Origin of the sequence: Pararhizobium sp. LjRoot235 (genome assembly GCF_964254145.1) — a bacterium.
Classification (GTDB): Bacteria; Pseudomonadota; Alphaproteobacteria; order Rhizobiales; family Rhizobiaceae; genus Pararhizobium.
The window spans coordinates 3062080-3086404 of sequence record NZ_CAXUSP020000001.1 but is presented as its reverse complement, the minus strand read 5'-3'; the positions used below and the strand labels follow the sequence as shown (position 1 = coordinate 3086404).

The window sequence follows — 24325 nt, the reverse complement described above, 5'->3', positions numbered from 1 at the left end:
ATATATTCAGTTAATCATATTTTCTGGTTAATAAATACCCTGTGGCTGCGGAGCAACATCGAATTTCTGCCGCCCTCGTGCCACTAAAATTTCACAATTTGGCTCTTGTGTATCCGCATTTGGTCGCCAATTTCTCCGTCAACCGGGCGGGTTAATTGCAATTTGTCCGATGTATCAATTTAGGACCACGAAGGTCCGGAGCATCGGTTCGAAAGGAGACTTTAATGCGTACTCTCATCGCCACCCTCATGGCATCTGCCGTGTCCCTCATCGCCTTCTCCGCCGCGCAGGCAGCCGACGCGATCGACGAAGTTCCGGCTGCTCCGGCTGCCGAATACAGCGAGCCGGCCGTGAAGAACTGGTCGGGTGCCTATGTCGGTGGTACGGCCAACTGGGCCCGCGGCGAATATGACGCGACGGGCGGCCGTGGCGCTTCCGGCTTCGGCGGCGGCCTCTATGGCGGCTACAACATGCAGAGCGGCCAGATCGTCTACGGCGGTGAAGCCGATATCAACTACGGCGACAACGACACCCGCAACCCGGTCCGCAAGATGGAACAGGGCGTCAACGGCTCGGTTCGTGCCCGCGTCGGTTATGACCTGAACCCGGTTCTCCTCTACGGTACGGCCGGTGTTGCCGCATCCAGCGTCAAGGCAACGCAGGCCGGCGGTTCGGATAAGAACACGCTGCTCGGTTGGACGGCCGGTGCCGGTGCCGAAGCCTTCGTCACCGACAACGTCACGGCGCGCGTCGAATATCGTTACACCGACTACGGCTCGAAGGACTTCAACCTGCCAGGCGGCAAGGTTTCGTCGGGCTACGACGAACACAGCGTTCGCGTCGGTATGGGCGTCAAGTTCTGATACCGAAGTTCATGCATGACAAGAAGGCCGGAGCGATCCGGCCTTCTTGCGTTTCTCATCTCCGCTATCAGTCGGCTCAAGCCTTGAACTGCGCATAGTCAGGGAAGAATTTTTCGAACTTCTGCGGCCAGTTCTTCAACTTCGGACGGCCCTTCTGCCATTCGCCGGCAAAGCGCAGTTCGATATAGCGCAGCATCGCGGCAAGCGCGAAATGGCCGGCATGGAGCTTGGCGCCGGTCTTCGGCAGGTTGGCGTTGAGGTAGTCGAGGCCGCGCACGACCTTTTCCCACTGCCTGTCAATCCAGGGCTGGTGGATCTTTTCCGGCGGATGGAAGCGCTTTTCGTAGACGATGGCGAGCAGGCTGTCGCAGATGCCGTCGCAGAGCGCCTCCAGCATTTCCACCTCGGTCCGCTTTTCGCCATTGCGCGGATAGAGCTTGCCCTTGGTCTCACGGTCGATGAAATGCATGATCGCCCGGCTGTCGTAGATCGCCTTCCCATCGGGCGTTATCAGCGTCGGGATCTTGCCGAGCGGGTTGCCGGAGATCAGTTCCGGCGGATTGGCGTTGGTGTCGGTCAGCACGCTGTCGGCTTTGATGCCGGCGTAGCGAGCGCCCATGCGCACCTTGTTGGAATAGGGGGAGGCGGGGGAGTAGAGAATTTTCATCGTGTTCTTTCTTTTTGTGTTCAAGGCCCGTTAGACATCAGCGTATAGGCGGCTGGTCGAGGTTTTTCAATTTGCAGCCGCCGCGGTCGATGGCGTTGCAGGTACGGTAACTGAGGTCCTTGTTAAAGCAGATGCGCACCTCGTCGACGCGCCCGGCCGCGCAGGTGACCGCGAGCGCATTCTTGCGCAGACCGGGATTGGCGGCGGCTAGCGATGTTTCAATCTCCTCGGCGTTTGTTCGCCGGTGGGTTTCCACTGATTGCAGCGCCGGCGGTATCGTCACCGCCTCGCGGGCGGCGCGGAGCACAGTGAAATAGTCTTTCTGGCTAAGCCCCGAACAGGAACCGTGCTTGCGCCATTCATGGCCGATCAGCCCCATCGACGGCATGATGTCGAATAGGGTGCGACCCAGCGCCTCCGGCACCCGGTCGGATTGGCGCGTCCGGCAGAATTCCGGATACCCCTCTTCGTTCTGCGGCCAGAGACCGTGAACGATAAAGCCGTGATCGTTTTCCGCCGCACATTGCTGCGACCGGCCGGAAGGGTCGTTTTCAAGGCACCAGCTCGGCGACCAGGAGAGCGACAGCACGTAGAAATCGAAGCCGCTGCCGAGCGGGATGGGTTGGGCTCTGGTCTGTGCTGTGGCGATGGGAGTGGTTGCGGCGGGCGTACCGGTCGTCACCGCTCCCTTCTGCTGTTCACTTTCTCCGTTACAGGCCGAAAGCAGAAGCGCGACGAGGAGCGGCAGGAAACGGTGCCGGAAACCCGTCACAAGGCTTACCGCAGCGAGGCGCACTGCGCACCGTAGACATACCAGGGATCAAGACCGCTCAGGCAGAACTCGATGTTGGAGCCGATGCCGGCAAAACCCCAGCCGCGCTCGATCAGATACCAGAGAGCCCGCCGCTCGCCATCGGTCGTCACGGCGGTGGCGAAGCAATATTCGCGCTCCACCGGATGGGTCTCATCGCGCAGCTCGAGCCGGTTCAGGCCCATGTCGCGGATTTCCGCGATGGCGATGTCCGCCTTCAGGTAGTGGCGAGCGCGATAGCCGAAATCGGACGTGATGAAGCCGAGAATTGCGCGGTTGTGGCAAGCCGTCTCGCTATAATCCAGTCTGCTCGACGGTTCGGCTGCCGCGGCCGGGACTGCACCGGGCAAGGCGGTCGCGAGGGAGAGAAGGAGGCATGCGGCGCGCATTCTGGTCATGATCGTCTCCCGAAAAATCCCCCCGAGATTGCGTCTCCGGCGGCTAGCCGTCAAGTCTCGTTCAATCCCGCTCCGGCACTTCCTCGCCGCGCAGCCAGAAGGCGCGGGCGGAGGCATGCCGATCCTGCTTCAGCCGATCCTTGAGGAACGGCAGGAGGACATCGAGCTCATCCTTCAGCGTATAGGGCGGGTTGACGACGATCAGCCCCGAGCCCGAAAGACCAGTCGTGTCACGATCGCTGCGCACCGACAGTTCGGCGCACAGCATCTTCGGGATTTCCAGCGCTTTCAGCGCCGCGTGAAAGGCGGCAATCGGGGCGCCCTGTTTCAGCGGATACCACAGGCAGAAAGTGCCGCCGGAAAACCGGCGCCAGGCCTTTGCAAGACCGTCCGCCAGGCGCTCGAACTCGCCAGCCGCCTCGAAAGGCGGATCGACCAGCACCAGCCCGCGCTTTTCCTTCGGTGGCAGATGGGCGCCCAGCGCCAGCCAGCCGTCGAGCTGGGTGATGCGGCTCTGGAAATCGCCGTCGAACAGGCGGTGCAACGTCTCGTAGTCGTCAGGATGCAGTTCCATCGCCGACAGCCGGTCCTGCGGCCGCATCAGCATGCGGGTGAGCTTCGGCGAGCCGGGATAGAGTTTGAGGCCGCCATCCGGATTGAGGTCGCGCACGGCCGCCAGATAGGGTTGAAGCAGGGCCTTTGCCTTCGCCGGGATGTCCGCGTCGAGAAGGCGGCCGATGCCGTCTTGCCATTCGCCGGTCTTCTGCGCCTCCTCGCTCGACAGGTCATAGAGGCCGATGCCCGCATGCGTATCGAGTACTCGGAAAGCCTTGTCCTTCTGTTTCATGTAGACGATCAGGCGGGCGAGCACGGCGTGCTTCAGGACGTCGGCGAAATTGCCTGCATGGTAGATGTGACGATAATTCATTCGCGTCCCTGCCGGCCTTATGAACGTTTGGGCCGATGAAATGTTGGAATGCATGGCGGTTGGGACTTTGAGACCCTTGCGCGATGCAATATAGAAAAGCCATGAACGTTGCGACCCCCATCAAGCCAGAAAAGTCCACCGCCCATTCGGTCTGTCCGCATGACTGTCCCTCCGCCTGCGCGCTCGAAATCGATCTGACGCAGGAAGGACGGATCGGCCGGGTTCGCGGCGCCAGCGCCAATACCTATACGGCCGGCGTCATCTGCGCCAAGGTCGCGCGCTATTCCGAGCGTATCTACCATCCCGGCCGCCTGATGGTGCCGCAGCGGCGCAAGGGGGCCAAGGGCTACGGAAGCTGGCAGGAGATCAGCTGGGACGATGCGCTTGACGAAATCGCCGGGGCTTTCGTCAAGGCGGAGCAGCAGCACGGCTCGGAAGCCGTCTGGCCCTATTTCTACGCCGGCACCATGGGCCAGGTGCAGCGCGATTCGATCGAACGCCTGCGCCATGCCAAGCGCTATTCCGGCTTCTTCAGCTCGATCTGTACCAATCTCGCCTGGACCGGCCTGACGATGGCCACGGGCTCGCTCAGAGGCCCCGATCCGCGCGAGATGGCGAAATCCGACTGCGTCGTCATCTGGGGCACGAATGCAGTTTCGACGCAGGTCAACGTGATGACCCACGCCATCAAGGCGCGCAAGGAGCGCGGCGCCAGGATCGTCGTCATCGACATCTACGACAACCCGACAATCAAGCAGGCGGATATGGGGCTCGTGCTGAAGCCCGGCACCGACGCGGCGCTCGCCTGCGCCATCATGCACATTGCCTTCCGCGACGGCTACGCGGACCGGGCCTATCTGGCGCAATATGCCGATGATCCGGCCGGGCTCGAAAGTCACCTGAAAACCCGCACGCCGGAATGGGCGTCCGCCATTACCGGCCTGCCGGTCGGAGAAATCGAGGCCTTCGGCAAGCTCGTCGGTACGACACGGAAAACCTATTTTCGCCTCGGCTACGGCTTTACCCGCCAGCGCAACGGCGCCGTCGCCATCCACGCGGCAGCGTCGGTGGCGACCGTTCTTGGATCGTGGAAGCATGAGGGCGGCGGCGCGTTCCATTCCAACAACGACATCTTCAAGTTCGACAAGCGGGAGTTGGTGGGCTCGGCGATGCTGGACCCGGACATCCGGATGCTCGATCAATCGCAGATCGGCCGCGTCTTGACCGGTGATGCCGAGGCGTTGCGCCATCGCGGGCCGGTCACGGCGATGCTGATCCAGAACACCAATCCGGCCAACGTCGCGCCCGAGCAGCGGCTGGTGAAGCGCGGCTTCCTGCGCGACGACCTGTTCGTCGCCGTACACGAGCAGTTCATGACCGACACGGCCAAGCTCGCCGATATCGTCCTGCCCGCCACGATGTTTCTCGAGCATGACGATCTCTACCGCGGCGGCGGCCATCAGCACATCCTGCTCGGCCCGAAGGTGGTCGAGCCGCCATCGACGGTGCGCACCAATCTCTTCGTCATCGAGGAACTGGCAAAGCGCCTCGGCGTGGCCGACAAGCCCGGCTTCGGCCTTAGCGAGCGCGAGCATATCGACCGCATCCTCGTCAACCACGGCACGGATTTCGACGGGCTGAAACGCGACAAATGGCTGGATGTCCAGCCGGATTTCGACACGGCGCATTTCATCAGGGGATTCGGCCATCCCGACGGCAAATTCCGCTTCAAGGCTGACTGGACCGGAACGCCGGCGCCGAACCGGCCACCGAAGGCACTGGGGCCTTTCGGACCGCACGCCTTGCTTCCGGAATTTCCCGATCACGTCGACCTGATCGAGGTCGCGGACGAGAAACATCCGTTCCGCTTGGCGACATCGCCGGCGCGCTCCTTCCTGAACTCGACCTTCGCCGAGACGCCGTCTTCTATCCAGAAGGAGGTTCGCCCCGAGGCGATGGTCCAAGCGGACGATGCTGCGGCTCTTGGCATCGTCGATGGCGATATCGTTCGGATCGGCAACGAGCGCGGCGAAATCCGGCTACATGCCAGGCTCGGCGGCGGCGCGCGGCGCGGCGTGGTGATCGCCGAGGGGCTTTGGCCGAACGATTCGCACCTGGACGGGGAGGGCATCAACGTGCTCACCGGCGCCGATGCGGCAGCGCCCTATGGCGGCGCCGCCTTCCATGACAATCACGTATGGCTGCGCAAGGATTGAAGGGCGAATGACGAAATTCCGCGATGCAAAGATCGAAATCCTGAAAGATGAGACGCTTTCGAAGAACTGGTATCACCTGCGCAATGTCACCTTCAACTATACCGGCTCCGATGGGGTTACGAAGAAGTTGAAACGCGAGGTCTACGATCGCGGCAACGGCGCGACCATTCTGCTCTACGATCCCAGGCGCGACAGCGTCGTCCTCGTTCGCCAGTTCCGTGTGCCCGCATATCTCAACGGCCACTCCGGCTGGCTGCTTGAAACGCCGGCCGGATTGCTCGACGGCGATCATCCGGAGGAGGCGATCCGGCGGGAGGTGATGGAGGAAACCGGTTATCTGATCACGGATGTGCGTCCCGTCTTCCAGGCCTTCATGTCGCCCGGTGCAGTGACCGAGACCATCCATTTCTTCGCCGCGATCATCGACGTGACGGTGAAGGCGCAAGACGGCGGCGGGGCTGTGCACGAGGACGAGGATATCGAGGTGCTCGAAGTGCCGCTCAAGGACGCCATGGCGATGATCGACAGCGGCGAGATCTGCGACGGCAAGACCATCATGCTGCTGCAATGGGCGATGCTGAACCGGGAGAAGCTGGTTGCCGAAGCGGCCTAACCAAAAAGTGGCAGCCCCGCAGTACGTGCTGCCGCATCCAGCTTTCTGTCTAAGGTAACCAACGCCACATTTTCAGCAACCGCCAGCGCAAGATATGTTGCGTCATAGCCGGAGAGTCGATGTTCCCTGGCAAGTTGGAGGATCCTCAGATCGTCCATAATATCAATAGTCCGCAAGGGAATTCGCCGCAGACGTATCAACAGATTGGCCGCGCCTTCCGCCGTCACGCGATTTCGCCTTTCTGCGACAATCAGGATATTGCGGATTTCATGCCAGAGGAGGCCCGGTGCAAGCGCATCCTCGCCCGTCAGCGCCAACCGCGCCTGTTCGGCGAGTTCATTGTCTTCGTCCGGAAGCAGCCAGGCGGCAACGATCGACGCATCGACGACAAAGTTCATTTCCAGCGGCGACCTTCGTCGCGGAACTCGAATATCTCTTCGATGCTCACGGGCTTATGTCGAGCGCGCTCCGCCCTGAGCGCCTCAATCGCGGCGATCCGCTCTTGACGGTTTTCGATCCGAACAAGACGGGCTACGGGTTCGTTGCCACGAGAAATGACGACATCTTCTCCCGCTTCGACCTTAGAAAGCAATTCAGAGAGATGCGCCTTCGCCTGGGCTACTTTGACTTCAATAGTCATCGGTGCCTCTCCGTGCCGAAACGACTGGTTCATCCAGCAAGATAGGCATTGTCCGAAAGTTGGTCAATAGGTTGACCAACTCGCCGTGCGCTTACCCAAAATGGGCGCTGTCGTCATTGACGGGTGCATTTTTTACCGCCTTGCCGCCGTCCATCCGCACTTTGCCTTCAGCAACGAGCCGCAGCGCTGCGGGATAAGTCCGATGCTCTTCCACCAGTACCCGCGCAGCGAGGGCGTCCGCCGTATCGCCGGTAACGACCGGGACGGTTGCCTGCAGGATAACCGGCCCTTCGTCCATGCCCTCGGTGACGAAATGCACGGTACAGCCGGCTTCCGTCATGCCGGCATCGATTGCCCGTTGGTGGGTATGGAGGCCTGGAAAAAGCGGCAGCAGGGAAGGGTGGATGTTGATGATCCGGCCTTCGTAGGCGTTGATGAAGGCCGCGCTCAGCAGGCGCATGTAGCCGGCGAGGCAGATGATGTCGGGCGCAAGGCTTTCCAGCGTCGACAGGATCGCCGCTTCGTGCGCGTCCTTGCTGTCATAGTCCTTGCGGACGAAGGAAAAGGTCGGAATACCGAGTGCCGCCGCCTTGGCAAGCCCGCCGGCCTCGGCCTTGTCGGAAATCACCGCGACGATATCCGCCGGAAAATCCGGTGCGGAAGCGGCCTTCGCCAGCGCCAGCATATTGGAGCCGCCGCCGGAAATGAACACAACGACCCGCTTGCGGATCGTCTTCAGCGTCTCCGTCATAGAGCGAGCGTGCCTTTGTAGACCGTGCCGGCGGCACCTTCCTCGCGGGCGACCATGCGGCCGAGCGCAAAGACGGTCTCGCCTTCGGCCTTTAGAACCGAAGCCACTTTTTCAGCATCTTCCGCTGCCACGACGACGATCATGCCGACGCCGCAGTTGAAGGTGCGCAGCATCTCGTTTGCGGCAACGCCACCCGTCTTGGCAAGCCAGGAGAAGACGGCCGGCGGCGTTATGGCGGAAAGATCGATCTCGGCGGCCAGATGCTTCGGCAGCACGCGCGGAATGTTTTCCGGAAAGCCGCCGCCGGTGATATGGGCGAGCGCCTTCAGCGCGCCGGTCTCGCGAATGGCCTTCAGCAGCGGCTTCACATAGATGCGCGTCGGCGTCATCAGCACGTCGGCCAACGTGCCTTCGCCGAAGGGGGCGGGCGCGTCCCAGGCAAGACCGGAGAGCGAAACGATCTTGCGGACTAGCGAATAGCCGTTCGAATGGACGCCGGAGGAGGCGAGGCCAAGGATGACGTCGCCCTCGGCGATATCGCCCGCCGGCAGCAGTTGCCCGCGTTCGGCCGCACCGACGGCGAAACCTGCGAGATCGTAGTCGCCGCCCGAATACATGCCCGGCATTTCCGCCGTCTCGCCGCCGATCAGCGCGCAGCCCGCCTCGCGGCAGCCCGTGGCGATGCCGCCGACGATCGCGGCACCCTGGTCCGGATCGAGCTTGCCGGTGGCAAAGTAATCGAGGAAGAACAGGGGTTCCGCGCCCTGCACGACGAGATCGTTGACGCACATGGCAACAAGGTCGATGCCGACGGTGTCGTGCTTGTTGGCGTCGATGGCGATCTTCAGCTTGGTGCCGACGCCGTCATTGGCGGCAACCAGAACCGGATCGGTGAAGCCTGCCGCCTTCAGGTCGAACAGGCCGCCGAAACCGCCGATCTCGCCGTCGGCGCCGGGACGCCGGGTCGAGCGCACGTGCGGCTTGATCTTTTCTACCAAAAGGTTTCCGGCGTCGATATCCACACCCGCATCGCTGTAGGTCAGACCGTTCTTTCCTGGCTCGCTCATGGCTTGATCTCCAGCGGTTTGTCGTTTTGGCAATGCGATTGGCATGACGATCGGGGAAGTGCAAGCATATTGCCCCTGAAACTCCCGCTTTTTTACTGTTTTGCCGCGTTGTGCCGACCGTTTGCAGCCATAGGCTTGACCGCGGTTGGTGGCACATCCTATCTCCAAAGGCAGGAGCGGCGTTATGCGGCTTGGCACGGGGCATCGGAATAGCGGCATGGTCAACAAAGTAAGCAGCAGCGGACTGCAGCGCCAGGTCATCTTCTGGGCGCTGTTTCTCGCGGGCTTCATTGCCTTCCTGATGGTGTTCTCGACGATCCTCCTGCCGTTCATCGCCGGCATGGCGCTCGCCTATTTTCTCGATCCGGTCGCCGACCGGCTGGAAAGGCTGGGCCTCACCCGCCTGATGGCAACGATCGTCATTCTGTTCGGCTTCGTTGTCGTCTTTGCCCTGTCGCTCGTCGTCATCATCCCGATCGTTTTCACCCAGGCAGCCGATTTCATCCAGAAGATGCCGGGCTATATCACCAAGCTGCAGGAATTCGTCACCAGCCCGCATTCCGGCTGGCTTCCCGATTGGGTGGCCGGACAGATGGATACGATCAAGCAGAACTCCGCCAAACTGCTCGAACAGGGGGCGAGCTTCCTCGGCACGCTGTTCCAGCAGATATGGAATTCGGGCATGGCGCTGCTCGATATCATCTCGCTGTTGGTCGTCACCCCGGTCGTCGCCTTCTATCTGCTGCTCGACTGGGACCGGATGGTCGGGAGGGTCGATAGCTGGATCCCGCGCGACCATGTCGCCACCGTTCGCCAGATCGCCCGGGAGATGAACCTGACGATTGCCGGTTTCGTGCGCGGGCAGGGGTCACTCTGCATCATCCTCGGCCTGTTCTACGGCATTGCGCTGTCCTTCACCGGCCTGAACTTCGGCCTGCTCATCGGCCTGTTTGCCGGCATGATCAGCTTCATTCCCTATGTCGGATCGCTCGTCGGCCTCGTACTTGCCGTCGGCGTGGCGCTCGTCCAGTTCTGGCCGGACTATCTTCACATCGGCATCGTGGCCGTTATCTTTTTCGTCGGGCAGTTTCTTGAAGGCAATGTGCTTCAGCCGCGGCTCGTCGGCAAAAGCGTCGGGCTGCATCCGGTCTGGCTGATGTTTGCGCTCCTGGCCTTTGGCGCCCTCTTCGGTTTCGTTGGCCTGCTAGTGGCGGTACCGTCGGCTGCCGCGATCGGCGTGCTTGTCCGCTTCGGCATCGGGCGCTACCTTGACAGCACGCTCTATCACGGCCACCGGACCGGCAGGAAGACCGCGCCGGAGCCGGAACTTCCAGAGTAAGCAGCGTATGGTCAGCAAGTTCGAACAACTGCCGCTCGTTTTCGAGCATGAGCCTCAGACGGGTCGTGACGATCTTCTCGTTTCCGAACGGCTGAAGGCAGCCGTGTCCATCATCGACAGCTGGCCGCGCTGGCCGTCGCCCGTCGTCATCCTGGCCGGGCCTGTCGGCTCGGGAAAATCGCATCTTGCAGCCATCTGGCGGGAAACGAGCGGCGCTGTCGCCATTCATCCGGCAGCGGGCAGCGAGGCAGCTGAGGTCGCGGCGAAAAACCCAGTTCTGTTTGAGGATGCCGACCGGCAGGGTTTTGACGACCAGGCCCTGTTCCACGTCATCAACAGCGTGCGCGAGAATGGCACCAGCCTGCTGATCACCAGCCGGCTGTGGCCGATGTCCTGGCCGGTCGAGCTGGCCGACCTGCGCTCGCGCCTGAAGGCTGCAACCGTGGTCGAGATCGGCGAGCCGGATGATGAGCTGCTGGCCCAGGTTCTGGTCAAGCTTTTGGCCGATCGCCAGCTCAGTGTCGATGACCGGCTGATCGGCTACATCGTGGCGCGCATGGAACGCTCGCTCGAATCGGCCCAGACGATCATCGAGCGACTCGATCATCTGGCGCTTGCACGCGGAACGCGCATCAATAGGGCGCTGGCGTCACAAGTGCTCAACACCCTTGGAAAGACACGCGAAATCGATTGACTGTCACAGTTCCGTCGTCAAACTGGACTAGGCGCTTCGGGAAAAGCATAAGGCGGGCTGAGGATAATGGACACTGCAACATCTGCAACGACTGTAAAAGAGCCGGTGGCCGATGCAACCGATCTCCTGACGAGCCCGGAACGCTTCATCAACCGCGAATTCTCCTGGCTTCAGTTCAATCGCCGCGTTCTGGAGGAAACGCTGAACACCGCGCATCCGTTGCTGGAGCGCGTGCGTTTCCTGTCGATTTCCGCCGCCAACCTCGACGAATTCTTCATGGTCCGCGTCGCCGGTCTCGAAGGCCAGGTGCGTCAGGGCGTGCTGGTGCGCAGCCCGGATGGAAAGACGCCGGTCGAGCAGTTGGAGGACATCCTCAAGGAAATCGACAATCTGCAGATGGAACAGCAAGCCTCGCTTGCCGTCCTGCAGCAATATCTCGCCAAGGAAGATGTTCTCATCGTCCGCCCGGTGTCGCTGTCGGCGCAGGACCGGACCTGGCTGGCGAATGAGTTCGAGCAGTCGATCTTTCCGGTGCTGACGCCACTTTCGATCGATCCGGCGCACCCGTTCCCGTTCATCCCGAATCTCGGCTTCACCATGGGCTTGCAGCTCGCCAGCAAAAGCGGCCGCGAGCCGATGACAGCGCTTCTACGCCTGCCGGTCGCGCTCGACCGGTTCATCCGCTTGCCGGACGCCAAGTCCGTTATCCGCTACATTACGCTGGAGGATGCCGTCAGCCTGTTCATCGAGCGGCTCTTCCCCGGCTATGAGGTCAAGGGTTCGGGCACGTTCCGCATCATCAGAGACAGCGATATCGAAGTCGAGGAAGAGGCCGAAGATCTCGTCCGCTTCTTCGAGACGGCGCTGAAGCGCCGCCGGCGCGGATCGGTGATCCGTATCGAGATCGATTCAGAGATGCCGCTTGAGCTGCGCCATTTCGTTGTCGGCGAACTCGGCGTCGCGGAAAACCGCGTCGCCGTGCTGCCCGGACTTCTGGCCCTCAATACTTTGTCCGAGATCACGAAGGCGCCGCGCGACGATTTGCGCTTCGAGCCGTACAATGCGCGATTTCCCGAACGCGTCCGCGAACACGCCGGAGACTGTCTTGCCGCGATCCGCGAAAAGGACATGGTTGTCCACCACCCCTATGAGAGCTTCGACGTGGTGGTCCAGTTTCTGCTCCAGGCTGCGCGCGATCCTGACGTTCTGGCGATAAAGCAGACGCTTTATCGGACGTCCAACGACAGCCCGATCGTGCGTGCGTTGATCGATGCCGCCGAAGCCGGCAAGTCGGTGACGGCGCTGGTCGAACTCAAGGCGCGCTTTGACGAGGAAGCCAATATCCGCTGGGCGCGCGACCTCGAACGCGCCGGCGTGCAGGTGGTGTTCGGCTTCATCGAACTGAAGACACATGCGAAGATGTCGATGGTGGTGCGTCGCGAGGAGGGCAAGCTCAGGACCTACTGCCACCTCGGCACCGGCAACTACCACCCGGTCACGGCGAAGATCTATACGGACTTGTCCTTCTTCACCTGCAATCCGAAGATTGCCCATGACATGGCCAATATCTTCAACTTTATCACCGGCTACGGCGAGCCCGAGGCCGGCATGAAGCTGGCGATTTCGCCGCACACGCTGCGTCCGCGCATCCTGCAGCATATCGGCGAGGAAATCGACCATGCCGAGGCCGGCCGTCCCGCGTCGATCTGGATGAAGATGAATTCGCTGGTCGATCCGGAAATCATCGATGCGCTCTACAAGGCCAGCCGCGCCGGCGTCGAAATCGATTTGGTCGTGCGCGGCATCTGCTGTTTGCGGCCGCAGGTGGCGGGTCTGTCCGACAATATCCGCGTCAAATCGATCGTCGGACGTTTCCTTGAACATTCGCGCATCTTCTGCTTCGGCAACGGCCATGGACTTCCCTCCGAGCACGCGCTCGTCTATATCGGGTCGGCGGACATGATGCCGCGCAATCTGGACCGGCGGGTGGAGACCCTTGTGCCTCTCATCAATCGGACTGTGCATGAACAGGTGCTGTCGCAGATCATGCTGGGCAATCTCATCGATAACCAGCAGAGCTACGAGATCCTTCCGGACGGAACGTCGCGGCGCATGGAAGTCGCCCGCGATTCCGAGCCGTTCAATGCTCAGGTCTATTTCATGACCAACCCCAGCCTGTCCGGGCGGGGAGAAGCCTTGAAATCCAGCACCCCGAAGGTAATCGCCGGCTGGGACAGCGGCCGCAGAAGATAAAACTGGATTTGCATGGTAGAATCTGAAGCCCAGGGGCGTTTGCCTGGAATTGCCCCGGTCTCCGTCATGGATATCGGGTCGAACTCGATTCGACTGGTGATCTATGAGGGGCTGAGCCGCTCCCCCGCAGTGCTGTTCAACGAAAAAGTCATGTGCGGCCTCGGCAAGGGCATCGACGCGACCGGACGCATGGACGCCGTGAGCGTCGAGCGGGCACTGAAGGCGCTGCATCGCTTCAGGGCTCTGTCCACCCAGGCGCGCGCCTCCACCGTTTTCGTGCTCGCCACAGCCGCCGCCCGCGATGCCTCGAACGGCCCGGATTTCATCCGCCGGGCGGAGATCATACTCGGCCAGAAGATTCGCGTGCTGACCGGCGAGGAAGAAGCCTATTTCTCCGCGATGGGCATCATCAGCGGCTATCACGATCCGGACGGCGTCGTCGGCGATCTCGGCGGCGGTTCGCTGGAGCTTGTCGATGTCGTCGGCACCAAGGTCGGCAAGGGCATCACCCTGCCACTCGGCGGCATCCGACTGTCGGAACACGCCGAAGGATCGATCGTCAAGGCGCGCAGCCATGTGCGCCGCTACATGAAGGGCGCGCAGGTGCTGCGGAACGTTGCCGGCCGCACTTTCTACGCCGTTGGTGGCACCTGGCGCTCGATCGCCAAGCTGCATATGGAGATGCGCAATTATCCGCTGAACATGATGCAGGGGTACGAGATCTCCTATGGGGAAGCCATTGCCTTCCTGCCCGAGGTGATCGAGCCGAAGGACACCAGGTCTCCGGCATATGCGAGCATCTCGAAAACCCGCCGTGCCCTCCTGCCCTTCGGCGCCGTTGCCATGCAGGAAGCGATCGCGCAGATGAAGCCGGCACGCATCTCGTTTTCAGCGCTCGGCGTTCGCGAGGGCTATCTGTTTTCGCTGCTGTCGGAAACCATGCGCGCCCATGATCCGCTGCTGACGGCGGCCGGCGAAATCGCCATCCTGCGTGCCCGCTCGCCCGAGCATGCGCGCGAGCTTGCCGATTGGAGCGGCAAGATGGTGCCGCATTTCGGCATCACCGAGACCGAGGAAGAGGGGCGTTACCGCCAGGCCGCCTGCCTGCTCGCCGATATCAGTTGGCGCGCCCATCCCGACTACCGCGGACTGCAGGCGCTCAACATCATCGCCCACAGTACCTTCGCCGGTATCACCCATGCTGGCCGCGCCTATATCGCGCTTGCCAACTACTATCGTTTCGAAGGCCTCAACGACGACGGCGCCACCGAACCCCTGGCGGCGATCGCCACGCCGCGCCTGCTGGAACTCGCCAAGCTTCTGGGCGGCCTGCTCAGGGTCGTCTACCTGTTGTCGGCCTCAATGCCGGGCATCGTTCGCAATCTCGATATCCGCCCGTCCATGGCCCCGGACCTCGATCTCGAATTCGTCGTGCCCTCCGCCTATTCGGAATTTACCGGCGAGCGCCTCGACGGCCGGCTGCAGCAGCTTGCCAGGCTGACAGGCAGGCGGATCGCGTTTCGGTTCGAATAGGCAGGGAATCCGATTGTAGGTTAGGCGGCTTCCCGGAGATGAGACGGTGGCCCAGGCGAATATTGCTGGTTCAACTTCGTTGCAAAATGCTATTCGGCCGGAATCCGCAGATCGAACGTCTCCACGGCGGCCGCGACCTTGGCCTGTGATTTCAGCGCCATGACGCCGAGCGTCTGGCCACGCCCCTTGACCGCGTGGCTGCCGAGATCCTCGATCGCGACCGTGCGCGGAAGCTTGATCCTTTCCGCAAGCTCGGCCGAGATCAGCACCGGCCTGTTCAGCGTCTTGCACAGCGATTCCAGCCGCGCCGTCGTGTTCACCGTATCGCCAAAATAGGCGATCTTGTGGTGGTGTACGCCGATTTCCGCCGTGATGATCGATCCGCCATGAAGGGCGGCCCGCAGCCGTGGCACCTGGCCAAACCGCTTGCGCCAGGCTTCCGCATCGGCTTCGATATCGTCAAGGATGTCGAAGATGCAGCGCACGCAGCGTGCATGTTTCACGCCTTTTTCCAATGGCCAGGTAACGATCGCAGCGTCGCCGATATAGTCGTCGATCGCGCCCTTGTGGCGCCGGACCGGCTCCGCAAAGGCCGCAAACAGCGCTTTCAGGAATTGCTGCGCGCGCAGATCCCCATGCTTCTCGGCAAAGGAAGTCGAATCGGCGAGATCGATGAACAGGAAGACGCGCTCCTCCTTCACCGGTGTGCGGTAACGGCTGATCAGCATGCTCGTAAAAACATCATGGCCGAGCAGATCGCGGACGCGCAGAATGAAGACGATCAGCGAGCAGACGGCAAGCGCATAGAGGAACACGTGGAACGGCATGACGATGGCTTCGGCCAGCGATTTCGAATTGAGGAGGCCCAGCGGCCACAGCAACAGGGCGGCCAGCGCAAAGCCGGCGCTCATCAGAACTTCATAGATCACCAGCGCCGAGACGATGAAGACGGGCGTTGGAAGCCGCTCGATCCACCGGCTCAGCGGGCGAAACAGCAAGCGCCGCTCGAAGGCGATGAGAGGTACGCCCATGAACATCGCGAAAATCGCGCCGATGATCACCGGTTCGCCGGGATAGGCCACCAGGCTGTAGAGCACACCGCTCAGCGCCATGCCGAGCGTTATCACCAGCCAGTTCTCTGTGGGAGATATTTCTCTCATGATCCCGGTTTGCCGTGGCAGGAGACGCCATTGTTCCACTTGGGGACGTATGGTCAAGAAAATTCGCGTAATCTTCTTATCGAAATGGGTCGGATGACGTCACGGTCGCCGGCATCGCCATTCCTGCCGACAAGAAGCTGGTTGACAAGATCATCAAGGGTTGCGAAGGCGCACCCCTGATGGTTGAGAGCTTAAAGCTCGACGGCCTCGATCTTGCGGTCGATGAAACGCAGCGCGACTTCGCCATTGATCAGCTTGAGCGCGGTATCGCCGAACAACTCGCGGCGCCAGCCCTTAAGCGCGCCGACATCGGCCTTCGGGCCTTCGGAGGCGATGCGCTCCAGATCGTCGGAATTGGCGATGATCTTGGCGGCGACACCCTGCTTTTCCGCAATCAGCTTGAGCAGTACCTTGAGCATTTCGCTGGCGGCAGCGGCTCCTTCCTGCGACTGGTTCTGACGCGGCAGCTTCGGCATTTCCGATTTCGGCAGTTCGAGCGCGGCGTTGACGGCCTCGAGAATGGCTGTGCCCGCTGCCGAACGCTCCCAGCCCTTGGGGATCGTGCGCAGGCGCGACAGGGCTTCCGTGTCCTTGGGCTGCTGCTGGGCGATCTCGTAGAGGCCGTCATCCTTGAGGATGCGGCCGCGCGGGACGTTACGGCTGCGCGCCTCGCGCTCGCGCCAGGCGGCGACCTTTTGCAAGACGGCGAGTTCCTGTGGCTTCTTCAGCCGCATCTTCAGCCGCTGCCAGGCATCGTCCGGGTGGATGTCGTAGGTTTCCTTGGCTTCGAGGATCGCCATCTCCTCGGTCAGCCAGAGCGAGCGGCCTTCGCGCTCAAGCTCTTCCTTCAGATGCAGGTAAATCTCGCGCAGATGGGTGACGTCGGCCAGCGCATAATCGAGCTGCTTGTCCGACAACGGCCGCCGGCTCCAGTCGGTGAAGCGCGAGGACTTGTCGATATGCACGCCCTTGATGCGGCTGACGAGCTGGTCGTAGGAAACGCTGTCGCCAAAGCCGCAGACCATAGCGGCGACCTGCGTATCGAAGATCGGATGCGGGATCAGCTGGCCGAGGTTGTAGATGATTTCGATGTCCTGGCGCGCGGCGTGAAACACCTTGATCACGCTGGTATCGGCCATCAATTCGAAGAATGGCGCAAGATCGATGTCTTTCGCCATCGGATCGACGATGACGGCGATGTCCGGTCCGGCCATCTGGATCAGGCACAACTGCGGCCAGAAGGTCGTTTCGCGGAGAAATTCCGTATCGATTGTCAGGTACTGCCCCTGAGCCAGCGTTTCGCAGGCGGCGGCGAGTTCGGCGGTTGTCTCGATCATCAAACTTCAATCACTATGGCGGAAATGAGGCTATAAACTCATCCGATGTATCGCTTCGCGCTATCTGTCACAATGGCAAAAGCTCAAGCGATACGGAAATATCCCGACATTCCGGTCTTCTGATGCTCGATGATATGGCAATGCAGGAGCCAGTCTCCAAGGTTGTCGGCGACGAAACCGAGTTCGGCCTGCTCGTCTGGAAGCAAAAGGATGGTGTCTGTCGGGGGCGGCAGCATCGTGCGCTTGTTCGAACTGAGGATACGGAAGCTGAGGCCATGCAGGTGGATCGGATGCGCATGCGGCGTGCGGTTCCTGACCTGCAGCACATAGCTCCTGCCAAGCTTCAGCTCCGAAAGCGGTGCCACCGGATCGAGCGTATCGCCCGGCCACGGCACCTTGTTGATTGCCCAGAAGGTATAGCCGAGCGTGCCGCAGATGCTTGGCGCCGGCGCATGTTCGGCCGTTGCGGTGAAATCGAGAGGAATGCGTTCGGCGGTCGACAGATCGGCTTCGGCGATCGGATTGGCGGCAAGCGGTTTGACATCGCCGATATCGCGTTTCAGCGAGGCGCCGGTCGCCCGCACAGTCGCGATCGTCCAGGGATGGGAGCCGCGGAAATTGCCGAGCCTGACCACTGTGCCCTCCGTGTCCGGCATGCGCAGGATCAGCTCGACGCGCTGCCCGGGGCCGAAATCCAGGCGGTCGAGGGGGAAGGGCGTCTCAACCGGGTTGCCGTCAAGTGCGATGACCACAGCTGCTGCACCATCCGCTCCCAGCGTGTAGATGCGCGTGACATCGGTCGCCGCCAGCCGAACCCGCACAAGGCCGCCGGACGGCGCGTCGTAGGCGGGCTCTTGCTGCCAGTTGGCCGTGCGGATCGTGCCATAGGTGCCGCCGCGCGCCGCGTCGCGGGGTTTGAACGGAGCGAGGAATGCGCCGCCATTGCCCAATCGCCAGTCGCGCAGATTGAGTACGATTTCGGCGTCGAAGACCGGATCGGAGGGGTTTTCGACGACGATGACACCGGTGAGGCCATGGCCCATCTGGGTCAGCGTGTTGCAATGCGGATGGTACCAGAAGATCCCGGCGTCCGGCGGCGTGAAGGCATAGTCGAAGCCGTCGCCTGGATAGACGTAAGGTTGCGTCATCTCCGGAACGCCGTCCATCGCATTGACGATGCGCAGGCCGTGCCAATGGATCGTCGTCGGCTCGTCAAGGCCGTTCACCAGCCGGGCGGCAAAGGGTTCACCTTTCCTCATCCTGATGACCGGCGGCATGCCTGTGGCGGCCTGGTCTGTCCCGTAGGTCATCACCTTTGGCGTGATGCCGTCCGTCGCAAGCTTTGCATCAATGAGCTGCGCCCTGAGCAGAAGCGGTGAGGGGGCGGCGGCACCGCTTCTGGCCGCAAGGCCGGCGCCGAGCGAGAAGGAGGCGGCTGCGGCGGCTGATCCCTTGAGAAGCTTGCGGCGGCTGATGACTGGCATGAGGAAGGTTCCGGCAGTTGGGATGCTTACGCTTCTTAAACTTGACGGCATCATTCAGCAATTGCAAAGCGCCGGCATCTTGCCGCAGTGCTTAGGCGTCCTTCTTTTCCCCGGGTGCTGCCGCGAGCTTGTTGAAGAAGGAGGAGGTGCGCAACAGATTGCGGAAGCGCATGCGGCGCGCCCCGGCCGGCACCGCGCCGCGCGCCGTCATGCGCTGCAGCGTGTAGAGCATGAAGGCGGCAAGCACCGCGGCGGTATAGATGAACAGTGCCTGCGGCCCGAAAATATCCAGCATGAAGGAGGCAAACAGCGGGCCGACAACAGCGCCGCACGACCAAAAGAACAGCATACCCGCAGATACCAGCGCATGCTGGCCTTCGTTGGCGTGGTCGTTGGCATGGGCCGAACAGAGCGAATAGAGCGGCATGGCGAAGGCGCCGAAGACGAAGATGCCGATGAAATTCAGCCACTCGTCGCTGCCGGCGAAGAAGGCGAGGTAGAGACCGGCGATGAGCGAGCCGAAGGTGGCGAAGAGAATGATCAGCCGCCGGTCCAGCCGGTCGGAATAGAGCCCCAGCGGATATTGCAGCACGACGCCGCCGATGATGCCGACGCTCATGAAGGTGGCAATCGCGGTGATCGACAGGCCGATGCCCTCGGCATAGATCGGTCCAAGCGAACGGAAGGTCGAGTTGGTGAGACCCACCACGATGCAGCCGATCGTTGCGAGCGGCGAGATGTTCCAGAGCGCCTTGATGTCGAACTTGATCGCCGCCGGTGCGCCGGGGCTGGAGCGGTCGGCAAAGGCGATCGGTACCAGCGACAAAGTTAGCGCCATGGAGACGATGGCAAAAAGCTGGAAGCCTTCGATGCCGACGGTCGGGATCAGATATTGCGCCGCGGTGACCGAGCCGAGATCGACCAGGCGGTAAATCGAGAGCGTGCGGGCGCGGTTGGAATTCGTCACGCGCGCGTTCAGCCAGCTTTCGACGGTGGCGAACAGGCTGGCAAAACAGATGCCGGCAACCAGCCGCATCAGGAACCAGAACCACGGATCGATCAAGAGGACCATGGCAATGGAGGCTGCGGATGCGATGGCGGCCATCGCCGAAAACGTCCGGATATGGCCTATGGAACGCAGGATGCGTGTCACATAGATGCAGCCGATGGCAAAGCCGATATTGTAGCCAGTGCCGACAAGGCCGATCAGCGAGGTCGAAAAGCCCTCATGCAGGGCCCGCAAAGAAATATACGTTCCCTGCAACCCGTTGCCGCCGATCAGAATGCCAGCGGTGATCAGGAGGGGGATGAGCGGGCGAATCTGGGACATTAAGAAATCATCCGGAGGACGCGACTCTATGCCTGCGTGCCGAGGATCATCCTTAAACGGCCCGCGCCGTCAAAAACAGTCACGATAATTGATGGTCCGTTCAGCTTCCCCTATGGATGGGCGATTTCAATGTTCGATCGGCGCCGAACAGCAGCCGCATCCTCCCGGCAACCCCGGTCATCGGTCCCCCGGCCTTGACAAATCGGCCTCACCATGCGCTTTTCCGCCCGATTTTGACGCTGCCGCAGCGCGCTTTGGCGTGGCTGCGCGCCACCCTTGGTTCCAGGATAATATGATGCACCCTTACCGCAGCCACACTTGTGCCGCTCTCAGCAAATCCGATGTCGGCCAGACCGTCCGCCTGTCCGGCTGGGTTCACCGCGTCCGTGACCATGGCGGCCTGCTGTTCATCGACCTTCGCGATCACTACGGCATGACGCAGATCGTCGTCGATCCCGACAGCCCGGCCTTCAAGGCGGCGGAAACCGTACGCGGCGAGTGGGTCATCCGCGTCGACGGTCTCGTCAAGGCGCGCTCGGACGACACCGTCAACAAGCACATGGCAACCGGCGAGATCGAGCTTTATGCCCAGGAGATCGAAGTCCTCTCCGCGGCAAAAGAACTGCCGCTTCCAGTTTTCGGCGAGCCGGAATACCCCGAGGACGTGCGCCTGAAATACCGCTTCCTTGACCTGCGCCGCGAGACGCTGCACAAAAACATCGTCAAGCGCACCCAGATCATCGCCGACATGCGCCGCCGCATGAACGAGATCGGCTTTGCCGAATATTCGACGCCGATCCTGACCGCCTCCTCGCCGGAAGGTGCGCGCGACTTCCTGGTGCCTTCCCGCATCCATGAAGGCAAGTTCTTCGCCCTGCCGCAGGCGCCGCAGCAGTACAAGCAGCTGCTGATGGTTGCCGGTTTCGACCGTTATTTCCAGATCGCGCCGTGCTTCCGCGACGAAGACCCGCGCGCCGACCGCCTGCCGGGCGAATTCTACCAGCTTGACCTGGAAATGAGCTTCGTCACCCAGGAAGACGTCTGGAGCACGATGGAGCCGGTCCTGCGCGGCGTCTTCGAGCAGTTCTCCGAAGGCAAGCCGGTGACGCAGACTTTCCGCCGCATTCCCCACGAGACGGCGGTCCGCACCTACGGCTCCGACAAGCCGGACCTGCGCAACCCGATCGAGATGCAGGCCGTCACCGAGCATTTCGCCGGCTCCGGCTTCAAGGTGTTCGCCAACATGATCGCGTCGAACCCGAAGGTCGAGGTCTGGGCGATCCCGGCCAAGACCGGCGGTTCGCGCGCCTTCTGCGACCGCATGAACGCCTGGGCGCAATCGACCGGCCAGCCGGGGCTGGGCTATATCTTCTGGCGCAAGGAAGGCGAGAAGCTCGAAGGTGCCGGCCCGCTGGCCAAGAACATCGGCGAGGAGCGCACCGATGCGATCCGCACCCAGCTCGGCCTCGATGATGGCGACGCCTGCTTCTTCGTCGCGGGCGACCCCGCCAAGTTCTACAAGTTCGCCGGCGAAGCTCGCACCCGCGCCGGCGAGGAACTGGATCTCGTCGACCGCGACCGGTTCGAACTGTGCTGGATCGTCGACTTCCCCTTCTTCGAATGGAACGAAGAAGAAAAGAAGATCGACTTTGCCCACAACCCCTTCTCGATGCCGCAGGGTGGTCTGGAAGCGCTCGCCGGCGAAGACCCGCTGTCGATCAAGGCCTACCAGTACGATCTGGTCTGCAACGGCTTCGAAATCGCCTCCGGTTCGATCCGTAACCAGTCGCCGGACCTGATGGTTAGGGCCTTCGAAATGGTTGGCCTCAGCCAGTCGGATGTCGAGCAACAGTTCGGCGGTCTCTACCGCGCCTTCCAGTACGGCGCCCCGCCGCATGGCGGCATGGCTGCAGGCATCGACCGCGTCATCATGCTGCTCGTCGGCGCCAAGAACCTGCGCGAAGTCACGCTGTTCCCGATGAACCAGCAGGCCCAGGACCTTCTGATGGGCGCCCCGAGCCCGGCAACGCCTGCGCAGTTGCGCGAACTCGCGCTGCGGGTCATCCCGACGACGAAGAAGGACTGAGCGTCTTTTCACTGACGAATTCCATCGAACCCGGCATGCGAATGCCGGGTTTTTTTGCATCTGCAATTCGCCTGAAAGGAGCCCCTTAAAGCGGCGATATTCCGCGCGCAATCAGCCTCAAGCTATGCAGTCATGTATCTGATCCTGCGCGAAGACGAATATGCGCTGCTTGCTGGTGCGCTGATCTCTTTTGTGACGATTGCTGCAATCATGTTCTCGACGCGCAAGGTCGACTGGTCCGGGGCGACAAGAAGGGCCTGAGAGCACCCTTGCAGAAACAGACCCGGCGGCTCCCGCCGGGTTTTTCGTTGCCCAACGGGGAACCCCCGAGTGCCCAAAAATTGGAACTTTCTCCCGGCCGGGCTGTTGTTGACGGGTAAGAGCAAGGAGAAAGAGCATGCACAAGACAGTTCTGGCCGTCTCTGCGGTCTTCATGGCGCTCACGGCGCCGGCCTTTCCCCAGGCTGTGGTCGTCGATCCTGGCGTCACCAGTTCGACCACGGTCGAGCTTCCCGGCGAGGTTCGCACCTATGTCCTGGAGCGTCAGGTTCCGTCCGTCGCCTATGAGGGTGCCATCGTCGTCGGGCAGCCTTTGCCGGACACGATCCAGCTTCATCTGGTCGATGGGCACCCCGATTATGCCTATACCGTCGTTAACGAACGGCGCGTGATCGTCAATCCGCAAAATCGCATGGTCATTCAAGTTCTGGAATAATCAGTTCGCAATCAAAAGCCCCGGCCGCTGATCAACGGCCGGGGCTTTTGAAACTATCAGTCGTTCGCCGTCACCTTGACGCCGAGCACGCTCGGCACCGTGTTCGGAGCACCCATGGCTGCGCCGACGATCATCGGGAAGGGAACCGGATTTTCCGGCTCTGCGCTGATCGTCAGGCTCTTCGGCGCGTCAAGATAGCTGTTGACGGCGGTCGAGACCTGGTTCTGCAGTTCCGGTACGTTGAGCTGCGCCATCATCAGCGGCACCATGCCCTTCAGCGACTGCGCCAACTGATCGCCGGAAACGCCCTGCTGGGAGCCGATATAATCGAGAACGCGCTTGGTGATCGTCGCGTCGTCGAAGCGGATCGAGGCGCTTTTGAATGTCAGCTGCTGGGCGAGACCCATCATCGCAAGGCCCATCGCCTGATTGGCTTCTTCCTTGTTCGGATTGGCCTCCTGCGCCTTCATCGCCTCCTGCATGGCCTTCACGAAGTCGAGCGTGTAGCCGGAAATATCGAAGGCAAGGGCAAGCCGGCCGACGTTGGCGAAGTCGAAGGCATATTCCTCGAGCGAGACATTGCCGCTGGCGATTTCCCAGCTGCCTTTCATCGTCATTTCGCCGTCGAGCGTCTTCAGGCCGAGTTTCTCGATGGCGTCCCTGGCTTTGGCGTCCTCGACTTCGGAAAGATCGGCCTTGATGCCCGAGAACGTCGCGTCGAAGTCGAAGCCGGCGTCACTTTCCTGCTTCGTCAGATTGGCTTCGGATTCCTCCATCGAGAAAACCTGCTTGCCCTTGACGGTGACGGTGACCGGGCCAGTGCCTGCGGTTTCGTAAAGCGCGATATCGTTGATGGTGCCGCCTGACGGATTGCCGGGGATGGAAAGGCCGCCGATGGTAATGTCCTTGGCCGTTATCGCTGCGTCGTCTTCCTTGATGTCGACATCAGGAAGGGTCACGGTCTCGACATAGTAGCCGCCGCCGTCGGTTTCCTCGACGCCCTCGAGCGTGACGTCGCCAACCTTGAAGTCCTTGCCTGGGGCCGCTGTCGATTTGACACTGACACCGGTCAGCGTCACCGTCGTGCCATCGACTGAGACGTTCTCATAGGCGACGTTCCCGCCCTTGAGCGCATAGGAGGCATTCAGCTTGGTGACGAGATCCGCGCCGTCGAGCGCGAAGGCCGGACCGGAAAGGCCGATAAAAGCGGCGCTTGCCAGCATCAGACGGAGGTTGCGGGTAGGCATCATGAGGAGGGTCCTTGTTGTAATTTAATTTCGAAAGCATTCCTAATACGGATTGAGGCCGAAATATATTCGAATTGCACAACTACGTCATGTTTTGGCGACGGGTTCAATTTCCGGCTGAAAAGCGACCTGTGACATTTGCATCATCGCGTCCCGTTGTTGATGAAACGACGTAAATCGAGGGTGCCAAAAC

Annotated in this window: 23 protein-coding genes; 10 read left to right on the top strand and 13 right to left on the bottom strand. The window is 61.5% G+C overall.

The window, feature by feature from the left end:
• Window positions 1-224 precede the first annotated feature (224 nt).
• Window positions 225-863, top strand: a complete 639-nt coding sequence (locus tag ACSQ2Z_RS15070) for an outer membrane protein (RefSeq protein ID WP_436081927.1) — start codon at window positions 225-227, stop codon at window positions 861-863.
• A 76-nt stretch (window positions 864-939) separates the two neighbouring features.
• Here the strand turns inward: ACSQ2Z_RS15070 and ACSQ2Z_RS15065 are convergent, their stop codons facing one another.
• The 4 genes from ACSQ2Z_RS15065 to ACSQ2Z_RS15050 all read right to left on the bottom strand — a co-directional run bounded on the left by ACSQ2Z_RS15065 (window position 940) and on the right by ACSQ2Z_RS15050 (window position 3667).
• Entirely contained in the window at window positions 940-1530 is a 591-nt protein-coding gene (locus ACSQ2Z_RS15065; RefSeq protein ID WP_436081926.1) for a glutathione S-transferase, read from the bottom strand.
• A 37-nt stretch (window positions 1531-1567) separates the two neighbouring features.
• Window positions 1568-2302, bottom strand: coding sequence for a ribonuclease T2 family protein (locus tag ACSQ2Z_RS15060; RefSeq protein ID WP_436081925.1), 735 nt, complete (start codon window positions 2300-2302; stop codon window positions 1568-1570).
• A gap of 5 nt (window positions 2303-2307) precedes the next feature.
• Window positions 2308-2739 (bottom strand): hypothetical protein, encoded by a 432-nt coding sequence (locus ACSQ2Z_RS15055; protein WP_436081924.1) that lies wholly within the window; start codon window positions 2737-2739, stop codon window positions 2308-2310.
• 61 nt (window positions 2740-2800) lie between these two features.
• On the bottom strand, window positions 2801-3667 hold the full coding sequence (locus tag ACSQ2Z_RS15050; RefSeq protein WP_436081923.1) for a 23S rRNA (adenine(2030)-N(6))-methyltransferase RlmJ: 867 nt from the start codon (window positions 3665-3667) through the stop codon (window positions 2801-2803).
• 83 nt (window positions 3668-3750) lie between these two features.
• Between ACSQ2Z_RS15050 and ACSQ2Z_RS15045 the strand changes: the two genes are divergently transcribed.
• Window positions 3751-5883 (top strand): molybdopterin-containing oxidoreductase family protein, encoded by a 2133-nt coding sequence (locus ACSQ2Z_RS15045; protein ID WP_436081922.1) that lies wholly within the window; start codon window positions 3751-3753, stop codon window positions 5881-5883.
• A gap of 7 nt (window positions 5884-5890) precedes the next feature.
• Window positions 5891-6496, top strand: coding sequence for an NUDIX domain-containing protein (locus tag ACSQ2Z_RS15040; RefSeq protein ID WP_436081921.1), 606 nt, complete (start codon window positions 5891-5893; stop codon window positions 6494-6496).
• Here the strand turns inward: ACSQ2Z_RS15040 and ACSQ2Z_RS15035 are convergent.
• The 4 genes from ACSQ2Z_RS15035 to purM form a co-directional block, all read right to left on the bottom strand.
• Entirely contained in the window at window positions 6493-6894 is a 402-nt protein-coding gene (locus ACSQ2Z_RS15035) for a type II toxin-antitoxin system VapC family toxin (RefSeq protein ID WP_436081920.1), read from the bottom strand. The two genes, ACSQ2Z_RS15040 and ACSQ2Z_RS15035, sit on opposite strands and share 4 nt — an antisense overlap.
• The gene (locus ACSQ2Z_RS15030) at window positions 6891-7136 is read right to left on the bottom strand and encodes a type II toxin-antitoxin system Phd/YefM family antitoxin (protein WP_436081919.1); all 246 of its coding nucleotides are present in this window, start codon (window positions 7134-7136) and stop codon (window positions 6891-6893) included. The genes ACSQ2Z_RS15035 and ACSQ2Z_RS15030 overlap by 4 nt, the downstream gene beginning before the upstream one ends.
• A 91-nt stretch (window positions 7137-7227) precedes the next feature.
• Window positions 7228-7887, bottom strand: a complete 660-nt coding sequence (purN, locus tag ACSQ2Z_RS15025; protein ID WP_436081918.1) for a phosphoribosylglycinamide formyltransferase — start codon at window positions 7885-7887, stop codon at window positions 7228-7230.
• On the bottom strand, window positions 7884-8954 hold the full coding sequence (gene purM / locus ACSQ2Z_RS15020; protein ID WP_436081917.1) for a phosphoribosylformylglycinamidine cyclo-ligase: 1071 nt from the start codon (window positions 8952-8954) through the stop codon (window positions 7884-7886). Before purM ends, purN begins: the two co-directional genes overlap by 4 nt.
• Window positions 8955-9171: 217 nt before the next feature.
• Between purM and ACSQ2Z_RS15015 the strand changes: the two genes are divergently transcribed.
• The 4 genes from ACSQ2Z_RS15015 (at window position 9172) to ppx (ending at window position 14773) form a co-directional block, all read left to right on the top strand.
• Window positions 9172-10293 (top strand): AI-2E family transporter, encoded by a 1122-nt coding sequence (locus ACSQ2Z_RS15015; RefSeq protein WP_436081916.1) that lies wholly within the window; start codon window positions 9172-9174, stop codon window positions 10291-10293.
• A gap of 7 nt (window positions 10294-10300) precedes the next feature.
• Complete coding sequence (hdaA, locus tag ACSQ2Z_RS15010; RefSeq protein WP_436081915.1) at window positions 10301-10987, top strand: DnaA regulatory inactivator HdaA; 687 nt, start codon at window positions 10301-10303, stop codon at window positions 10985-10987.
• A 66-nt stretch (window positions 10988-11053) separates the two neighbouring features.
• Entirely contained in the window at window positions 11054-13240 is a 2187-nt protein-coding gene (locus tag ACSQ2Z_RS15005) for an RNA degradosome polyphosphate kinase (protein WP_436081914.1), read from the top strand.
• Between the two features lie 12 nt (window positions 13241-13252).
• Entirely contained in the window at window positions 13253-14773 is a 1521-nt protein-coding gene (gene ppx / locus ACSQ2Z_RS15000) for an exopolyphosphatase (RefSeq protein ID WP_436081913.1), read from the top strand.
• 89 nt (window positions 14774-14862) lie between these two features.
• Here ppx and ACSQ2Z_RS14995 read toward each other — a convergent pair whose 3' ends face one another.
• The 4 genes from ACSQ2Z_RS14995 to ACSQ2Z_RS14980 all read right to left on the bottom strand — a co-directional run bounded on the left by ACSQ2Z_RS14995 (window position 14863) and on the right by ACSQ2Z_RS14980 (window position 20084).
• The gene (locus tag ACSQ2Z_RS14995) at window positions 14863-15933 is read right to left on the bottom strand and encodes an adenylate/guanylate cyclase domain-containing protein (protein WP_436081912.1); all 1071 of its coding nucleotides are present in this window, start codon (window positions 15931-15933) and stop codon (window positions 14863-14865) included.
• 191 nt (window positions 15934-16124) lie between these two features.
• The gene (rnd, locus tag ACSQ2Z_RS14990) at window positions 16125-17270 is read right to left on the bottom strand and encodes a ribonuclease D (RefSeq protein ID WP_436081911.1); all 1146 of its coding nucleotides are present in this window, start codon (window positions 17268-17270) and stop codon (window positions 16125-16127) included.
• Between the two features lie 83 nt (window positions 17271-17353).
• Window positions 17354-18754, bottom strand: a complete 1401-nt coding sequence (locus ACSQ2Z_RS14985; protein ID WP_436081910.1) for a multicopper oxidase family protein — start codon at window positions 18752-18754, stop codon at window positions 17354-17356.
• 91 nt (window positions 18755-18845) lie between these two features.
• Window positions 18846-20084 carry an MFS transporter gene (locus ACSQ2Z_RS14980; RefSeq protein WP_436081909.1) on the bottom strand — a complete coding sequence of 413 codons (1239 nt, stop codon included), beginning with the start codon at window positions 20082-20084 and terminating at the stop codon, window positions 18846-18848.
• Window positions 20085-20379: 295 nt separating this feature from the next.
• On the opposite strand from ACSQ2Z_RS14980, the gene aspS reads away from it, so the two are divergent.
• The 3 genes from aspS to ACSQ2Z_RS14965 all read left to right on the top strand — a co-directional run bounded on the left by aspS (window position 20380) and on the right by ACSQ2Z_RS14965 (window position 22885).
• Entirely contained in the window at window positions 20380-22170 is a 1791-nt protein-coding gene (gene aspS / locus ACSQ2Z_RS14975) for an aspartate--tRNA ligase (RefSeq protein WP_436081908.1), read from the top strand.
• Between the two features lie 96 nt (window positions 22171-22266).
• Window positions 22267-22431 (top strand): inner membrane CreD family protein, encoded by a 165-nt coding sequence (locus ACSQ2Z_RS14970; protein ID WP_436083086.1) that lies wholly within the window; start codon window positions 22267-22269, stop codon window positions 22429-22431.
• 136 nt (window positions 22432-22567) lie between these two features.
• The gene (locus tag ACSQ2Z_RS14965) at window positions 22568-22885 is read left to right on the top strand and encodes a DUF1236 domain-containing protein (RefSeq protein WP_436081907.1); all 318 of its coding nucleotides are present in this window, start codon (window positions 22568-22570) and stop codon (window positions 22883-22885) included.
• Window positions 22886-22941: 56 nt separating this feature from the next.
• Here the strand turns inward: ACSQ2Z_RS14965 and ACSQ2Z_RS14960 are convergent, their stop codons facing one another.
• On the bottom strand, window positions 22942-24135 hold the full coding sequence (locus ACSQ2Z_RS14960; RefSeq protein WP_436081906.1) for a hypothetical protein: 1194 nt from the start codon (window positions 24133-24135) through the stop codon (window positions 22942-22944).
• Between the last annotated feature and the right edge of the window lie 190 nt (window positions 24136-24325).